This is a genomic window from Streptomyces glaucescens, from assembly GCF_002154375.1.
GTDB lineage: Bacteria > Actinomycetota > Actinomycetes > Streptomycetales > Streptomycetaceae > Streptomyces > Streptomyces glaucescens.
Window position 1 is genome coordinate 1 of sequence record NZ_MUND01000679.1, and the last position, 7062, is coordinate 7062.

At 73.6% G+C, this 7062-nt stretch carries 6 protein-coding genes and 2 pseudogenes; 4 read left to right on the forward strand and 4 right to left on the reverse strand.

Annotation, left to right across the window (positions count from 1 at the left end; genetic code table 11):
• The 4 genes and pseudogenes from CCN42_RS34705 to CCN42_RS34720 form a co-directional block, all read left to right on the forward strand.
• Positions 1–342 (forward strand): annotated as a pseudogene (locus CCN42_RS34705) (thiamine ABC transporter substrate-binding protein); the annotation flags it as partial.
• Positions 343–389: 47 nt separating this feature from the next.
• Entirely contained in the window at positions 390–1991 is a 1602-nt protein-coding gene (locus CCN42_RS34710) for an ABC transporter permease (protein ID WP_086741377.1), read from the forward strand.
• Entirely contained in the window at positions 1992–3026 is a 1035-nt protein-coding gene (locus CCN42_RS34715) for an ABC transporter ATP-binding protein (RefSeq protein WP_086741378.1), read from the forward strand.
• 9 nt (positions 3027–3035) lie between these two features.
• Positions 3036–3833, forward strand: coding sequence for a maleylpyruvate isomerase family mycothiol-dependent enzyme (locus CCN42_RS34720; protein ID WP_086741379.1), 798 nt, complete (start codon positions 3036–3038; stop codon positions 3831–3833).
• A gap of 70 nt (positions 3834–3903) precedes the next feature.
• On the opposite strand, the gene CCN42_RS34725 is transcribed toward CCN42_RS34720, so the two are convergent.
• From CCN42_RS34725 to CCN42_RS34740, 4 genes and pseudogenes are all read right to left on the reverse strand, one after another.
• Positions 3904–4575, reverse strand: a complete 672-nt coding sequence (locus CCN42_RS34725; protein WP_086741382.1) for an LAETG motif-containing sortase-dependent surface protein — start codon at positions 4573–4575, stop codon at positions 3904–3906.
• A 200-nt stretch (positions 4576–4775) separates the two neighbouring features.
• Positions 4776–5903: an LOG family protein gene (locus CCN42_RS34730; protein ID WP_086741380.1), complete on the reverse strand. Its 1128-nt coding sequence runs from the start codon at positions 5901–5903 to the stop codon at positions 4776–4778.
• A gap of 35 nt (positions 5904–5938) precedes the next feature.
• Complete coding sequence (locus CCN42_RS34735) at positions 5939–6346, reverse strand: VOC family protein (RefSeq protein WP_086741381.1); 408 nt, start codon at positions 6344–6346, stop codon at positions 5939–5941.
• Between the two features lie 105 nt (positions 6347–6451).
• Positions 6452–7062: pseudogene (locus tag CCN42_RS34740) on the reverse strand (hypothetical protein); the annotation flags it as partial.

A 7062-nucleotide genomic window follows, 5' to 3' on the forward strand; every position in this document is an offset into this window, starting at 1 on the left:
CCGCCCGCGGAGGTGATCTACGCCGACCCGAAGCCGAAGACCGCCCCGACCGGGGTCGCCGAGGGCACCTGCTTCCGGCAGGTCGAGTACGCGGGCCTGCTGAGCAACGCGAAGAACCCCGAGGGCGGCAAGGCGCTCCTCGACTTCATGCTGACCCGGACGTTCCAGGACGACATGCCGCTGAACATGTTCGTCTACCCGGTGACCAAGGGCGCCCAGGTGCCCGAGGAGTTCGTGAAGTCCGGCCCGCAGGCGAAGGACCCGGAGACCATGGACCCGGCGAAGATCGCCGCCAACCGTGACGACTGGGTCAAGTCGTGGACCTCGCTCGTACTGAAGTAGCCCCCCGCAAGGGCGGCGCGAAGGGCGCGGCGGCGCGGCTCGGGCTCATGGCCCTGCCCGTCGCGTTCTTCGCCGTCCTCTTCGCCTGGCCCGTCGCCGCGATCGTCGCCCGCGGTCTGGACGTCGACGGTGCCTGGCGGTTCGGCCGGCTGTGGGACGTGCTCGCCCAGCCCGGCATCCGGCACGTCCTGTGGTTCACCACCTGGCAGGCGCTCGCCTCCACCGGTCTGACGCTGCTGCTCGCGCTGCCCGCCGCGTATGTCTTCGGCCGTTTCGCGTTCCCCGGCAAGCAGCTGCTGCGGGCGGTGGTGACCGTCCCGTTCGTGCTGCCCACGGTCGTGGCCGGCACCGCGTTCCTGGCCCTGCTCGGGCGCGGCGGGCTGCTGGACGAGCTGTGGGGCGTACGGCTGGACACCACCGTGTGGGCGATCCTGCTCGCGCACGTCTTCTTCAACTACGCGGTCGTCGTCCGCACGGTCGGCGGGCTGTGGGCGCAGCTCGACCCCCGGCAGGAGGAGGCCGCGCGGATGCTCGGCGCGTCGCCCTTCCAGGCCTGGCGGCAGGTCACCCTGCCCGCGCTCGCGCCCGCGGTGGCCGCCGCCGCGCTGATGGTGTTCCTCTTCACCTTCACCTCCTTCGGCGTGGTGCAGATCCTCGGCGGACCGCGGTTCTCCACGCTGGAGGTGGAGATCTACCGGCAGACCTCGGAGATCTTCGACCTGTCCACGGCCGCCGTGCTCACCCTGATCCAGTTCGCGGCGGTGGGCGCGATCCTCGCCGTGCACGCCTGGACGGTTCGGCGGCGGGAGACCGCGCTGCGGCTGGTGGACGCGGCGGTGACCGCGCGCCGGCCGCGCGGGGCCGGGCAGTGGGCACTGCTGGCCGGGGTCCTCGTCACCGTCGCCGTGCTGATCCTGCTGCCGCTCGGGGTGCTGGTGCAGCGGTCGCTCGACGCACCCGGGTTCACCTACTACGAGGCGCTCACCCGCGCGGACGGCGGCACCTTCCTCGTCCCGCCCATCGAGGCGATCGGCAACTCGCTGGAGTACGCCCTCGCGGCCACCGCCATCGCCCTCGTCATCGGCGCCCTCGCCGCCGCGGCCCTCACCCGGCGGGACGCCGGGCGGTTCGTCCGCGGGTTCGACGCGCTGCTGATGCTGCCGCTCGGCGTGTCGGCGGTGACCGTCGGCTTCGGCTTCCTGATCGCGCTGGACGAGCCGCCGCTGGACCTGCGCGCCTCCTGGATCCTGGTGCCGCTGGCGCAGGCGCTGGTCGGGGTGCCCTTCGTCGTACGGACCATGCTGCCCGTGCTGCGCGCGGTGGACGTACGCCTGCGGGAGGCGGCATCGGTGCTCGGCGCGTCGCCGTGGCGGGTGTGGCGCGAGGTCGATCTGCCGATGGTGCGGCGGGCGCTGCTGGTCGCGGCCGGGTTCGCGTTCGCCGTGTCACTGGGCGAGTTCGGGGCGACCGTGTTCATCGCACGGCCCGACAACCCCACGCTGCCGGTGGCCGTGGCCCGGCTGCTGGGACGGCCCGGCGACCTCAACTACGGGCAGGCGATGGCCCTGTCGACGATTCTGATGGTGGTGTGCGCGGTGGCGCTGCTGGTCCTCGAACGGCTGCGGACCGACCGGACGGGGGAGTTCTAGATGCTGCTGGGTCTGCGGGGAGCCACCGTGCGGTTCGGCGGGCGGCCCGTCCTGGACGGTGTGGATCTGGAGGTCGCCGAGCACGAGGTGGTGTGCGTGCTCGGGCCGAGCGGCAGCGGGAAGTCCACGCTGCTGCGGGCGGTGGCCGGGCTCCAGCCGCTGGACGCCGGGCGGGTGCTGCTCGACGGCCGCGACCAGGCCGGCGTCCCCGCGCACAAGCGGGGTGTCGGGCTGATGTTCCAGGACCATCAGCTCTTCCCGCAGCGCGATGTCGCCGGGAACGTGGCGTTCGGGCCGCGCATGCACGGCCTGCCCCGGCGGGAACGGGACGCGCGGGTCGAGGAGCTGCTGGAGCTGGTCGGGCTGCCCGGGGCCGGGCGGCGGGCCGTGGCCGCGCTCTCCGGCGGGGAGCAGCAGCGGGTCGCGCTGGCCCGCGCGCTCGCGCCCCGGCCCCGGCTGCTGATGCTGGACGAGCCGCTGGGCCAGCTGGACCGTTCGCTGCGGGAGCGGCTGGTCGTCGAACTCCGCGAGCTGTTCGGGCGCCTGGGCACCACCGTGCTCGCCGTCACCCACGACCAGGGGGAGGCGTTCGCGCTCGCCGACCGGGTCGTGGTGATGCGGGACGGGCGGATCGCCCAGTCCGGGACGCCGCTCGACGTGTGGCAGCGGCCGGCGGACGCCTTCGTCGCCCGCTTCCTCGGCTTCGACAACGTGGTCGACGCGACCGTCGCCGGGCAGGCCGCCGCCACCCCCTGGGGCAAGCTGCCGGTCCCCGAGGGCGCCGCGCAGGGAACGCGCTCGCTGCTCGTGCGGCCCGCCGGGGTCCGGCTGGTGGCGGCCGACGCCGGGCTGCGCTGCACGGTCGCGGCCCGCACCTTCCAGGGCACCCATGTCGCCGTGCACCTCCAGCCGGAGGACGCCCCGCGCCTGCAGGCCGCCTGCCCGCTGCGGTCGGCGCCCGAGGTGGGGGACGTGGTCGGCGTGGAGTTCGACGCGGGGGAAATCGTGGTGCTCGACGGAGCGGGCGGCTCATAGGCTCGGTCCATGAGCCGACTCGAGCATGACCGTTACTGTGACGAAATAGCCCACCAGGTCCGCCAGTTGAGGGCCGTGGTGACCTCCGGCGCCGATCTGTCCGGGACCGTGCCGACCTGCCCCGACTGGACCCTGGAAGAGCTGGTGCGGCACACGGGCGGCGCCCTGCGCTGGGTCGAGCTGCTGGTGCGCACCCGTGCCGAGACGGAGATCGAGCCGAGCCGGGTGCCGGGCGGCGCCGGACCGGAGGCCGTCGGGGACCCGGCAGCGCTGGACGCCTGGCTGGCGCGGAGCGGGGAGGCGGTCGTCGCCGCGCTGCGCGAGGCCGGGCCGGACGCCAAGGTGTGGGCGTGGTCCGGGATCAACGACGCCGGATTCTGGGCGCGCCGGATGACCCACGAGGTCACCGTGCACCGGGCCGACGCCACGCTCGCCGCCGGGCTGCCCTACGACGTGGCGCCCGAGGTGGCGGCCGACGCCGTCGACGAGTGGCTGGAGATCGTGCAGTTCGTGCAGCGGGCCCTGCCGGACGACCCGGCGGGCGAACTGCGCGGCACCGGCCGCACCCTGCACCTGCACGCCACCGACGCCGACCCGGAGCTGGCGGCCGAGTGGCTGATCGAGCTGGCCGAGGACGGGGTGGTCTGGCGGCGCGGTCACGAGAAGGCGGACGTCGCGCTGCGCGGCCCGCTCACCTCCCTGCTGCTCGCCTTCTACCGCCGCCTCCCGCTGGACAGCGCGGACCTGGAGGTGCTGGGGGAGCGCGAGCTGCTGGAGTTCTGGCTGGAACGGGCGACGTTCGGCTGAGCCGGGGCCCGGACACGCGGAAGGCCCGCCCCCGGCCGTAGCGGGGACGGGCCATCGTGCTGCGGGGTGATCAGCTGTCGCTCTTCGCCCCGCGGCGGCGCATGCCGAGGAACACCGCGCCACCGCCGACGACGACCAGGGCGGCCGCGATCCCGGCGATCAGACCGGTGTTGGAGCTCGCGCCGGTCTCGGCGAGGTTGGACTTCCCGGCCGCGGGCGACGGCGCGTTGCTCACGGTGTCCGCGGGCGCGCTGCTGCTCTCGGGGGCGGACGGGGAGGGAGTGGCGCTGTCGGCCGGCGCCGACGGGGTCGCGGAGGCCGGCGGAGTGTCCGAGGGGGTCGCGGACGGGGTCGGCGTCGGCGTGGAGGTCTCCTCCCCGGGCTTGCAGGGGGTGGAGGGGGTGGTGAGGTTCGGCTCGATGTCCTCGTCGACCTGGTTCCCGGCCTTGACGTGGATCCGGTAGGTGGCGTTGGGCTTCCAGTCCTCCTCGAAGGTGATCGTGACACCTTCGCGGGAGCCGCGGACCTCCTGGGTGCCGACCAGGCGCTCGTCGGCGCCGTTGTTCTCCAGGTAGACCGAGACGGTCGCCGGGACGCCCGAGGGGTCCTTGTCGGTGACCGTGATGACGCCCTTGGTGCCGTCGCACACGGCGGCGGCGGAGAACTCACTGATGTCGCAGGCGAAGGCGGTGCCCGCGACGCCGAGCGCGAGCGCGGCCGAGGCGGAGGCGACACCGAGCATGCGCACGGAACGTGCAACGTTACGGCGGGTTATGGACACGTTTGTCCTTACGGGTTACACACATGGGGGGTTGACGGGGCGTCGGGACGGCACCGGTGTCCGGTGGGCGCCCCGGCACCCAGGAGCCTCACAGGTTTATAAGCGCTCCATAAGCAGTGTCAATGCGCGCACGGCGCACGGGCGTTGGCTTTGCCCGCTTATTAACCGCCGAGACGTTTCAGCGCCTTTGGAGCCTCCTCGATCCGGTCGACCAGCGCGACCCGGGCCGCCATCGGACGCTCCCGTGCGAGTGCCTGGAGCAGCGGCCAGGCCGGCAGGTGCTCCGTCCAGTGCGCGGTGTCCACCAGGACCATCGGCGTCGGCTCGCCGCGCGACCGGTAGTAGTTCGGGGTGGCGTTGTCGAAGATCTCCTGTACGGTGCCGGCGGCGCCCGGCAGGAAGACCACCCCGGCGGTGCAGCGGGCCAGCAGACCGTCCTCTCGGGTGGCGTTGGAGAAGTACTTGGCGATGTGCGCGGCGAAGGCGTTGGGCGGCTCGTGGCCGTAGAACCAGGTCGGGATGCCGACCGAGGGGCCGCCGCCCGGCCAGGTCGAGCGCACCTCGAAGGCGGCCCGCGCCCAGTCGGTCACCGACGGGACGAACGACGGCACCTCGGCCAGCACGGCGAGGGCCTCGGTGAGCATGGCGTCCTCGAAGGGGGCCGCGTACGCCCCGAGGTTCGCCGCCTCCATGGCGCCGGGGCCGCCGCCGGTCGCCACGGTGAAACCCGCGCGGGCCAGCGCCCGCCCGAGCCGCGCGGCACCGGCGTACGCCTCCGTGCCGCGCGCCATCGCGTGGCCGCCCATCACGCCCACCACCCGGGCGCCGACGAGGAGTTCGTCCAGCGCGTCGGAGACGGCGTCGTCGTGCACCGCGCGCAGCATGGAGGCGAAGACGTCACCGTCGGCCCTGGTCTGCTGGAACCAGGCGTAGGAGAGGGCGTCCGGGGTCGCCTCGTACCCCTCGCCGAGTCCGTCGAACAGCTCGTCGGGGGTGTAGACGAACCCGCGGTACGGGTCGAAGGGGAGGCCCGGTATGGGCGGGAAGACCAGGGCGCCGGCGGCGGCCACGCGGGTGGCGGCCTCGGGGGTCATGGGGCAGCCGAGGAAGACGGCGCCGGTGACGTCGGCGGCGAGGAGGGCGTCCGTACGGTCCGTCAGGTCGACGGCCTGGACGCGGAAGTGGGCGAGTGCGCGACGGGTGGAGACCACCTCGTCGAACTCGGCGAGGGACTCGATCTCGCGGTCGTGGGAGGCGTGATGACTCTGCTGGGCGGGTGTCGGGTGCACCCGCCCATGCTAGGCAGCCTGGCCCGCGTGGCGGATCAGCCCTCGATGGCCGCCGGGTCCATCCAGACCACCTCGAAGGTGTGGCCGTCGAGGTCGTCGAAGGAGCGGCCGTACATGAAGCCCATGTCCTGCGTCTCGCCGGCCGTCGTGCCGCCCGCCGCGAGTGCCTTGTCCACCAGCTCGTCGACCTTCTCCCGGCTCTCCGCGCTCAGCGCGATCAGCACCTCGCTGGTCCGGGTGGCGTCGGCGATCTCCTTCTTGGTGAACTGCGCGTACTTCTCCTTGCCGAGCAGCATCACGACGATCGTGTCGCTGATGACCACGCTCGCCGTGGTCTCGTCGCTGAACTGCGGGTTGATCGAGTAGCCCAGCTCGGTGAAGAACTTCTTCGAGGCGTCCACGTCGGCGACGGGCAGGTTCACGAAGATCATCTGCTGGTACATGCGGGGTCTCTCCCTGGGTGGTGTGTGTCCTGTGGTGTTCGTGGAGGTAGACCCGGGCGCCGTCGCGAACTCATCGGTGTCCGCGGACTTTCTTCGTACGAGTTCTCAGCGGGCCAGCGGCTGGGCCGCCAGCGCCGCGACGATCAGGGTCAGCGGCCCGAACAGCGCCAGCAGCGCGCCCGCGCGCAGCACCGCCGCGCCGCGCAGCACTGTGGCGGGGGCGCCGAGGCGGAGCAGGGCGGCGGTGGTGTCGGAGCGGGCCTGCCGGGACTCCACGGCGGCGGTCAGCAGGGTCGCGAGGGCGCAGCCCGCGACCACCAGCGCGCCCAGGACGGTGAGGGGACCCAGGGCGGCCGGGTCCTGGAGGCCGTCCAGGGCGTACGCCGCGGAGGCCACCGCGCAGACCACGCCGAGGGGGCGGCCGATCCGGTCCGCCTCCGCCATCAGGGCGCGGCCCGCCAGCAGGCGGAGGCCGCCGGGGCGGGCCGACTGGAGCAGCCGGCCGCACAGGTGGGTGAGGCCGGGACCGGCCAGGGCAAGGCCCACGGCGGTCAGGACCCAGCCGAGGAGGACACCGACCGGGCCGGTGGTGAGGCCGCTGGGCATGGTGAGGTCGCTGGGGGTGCCGGTGTGACCGGCGTACGCCTCGACGGCGAGGCCGGCGGCGAGGGTGGCGACGCCCCAGGGGAGGGTGGTGGGGGTCTGCTGGGGAGCCG

Coding starts and splice junctions, on each gene's coding strand:
- CCN42_RS34710 (WP_086741377.1), top strand. CDS start 390: ATGGCCCTGCCCGTCGCGTTCTTCGCCGTCCTCTTCGCCTGGCCCGTC.
- CCN42_RS34715 (WP_086741378.1), top strand. CDS start 1,992: ATGCTGCTGGGTCTGCGGGGAGCCACCGTGCGGTTCGGCGGGCGGCCC.
- CCN42_RS34720 (WP_086741379.1), top strand. CDS start 3,036: ATGAGCCGACTCGAGCATGACCGTTACTGTGACGAAATAGCCCACCAG.
- CCN42_RS34725 (WP_086741382.1), bottom strand. CDS start 4,575: ATGCTCGGTGTCGCCTCCGCCTCGGCCGCGCTCGCGCTCGGCGTCGCG.
- CCN42_RS34735 (WP_086741381.1), bottom strand. CDS start 6,346: ATGTACCAGCAGATGATCTTCGTGAACCTGCCCGTCGCCGACGTGGAC.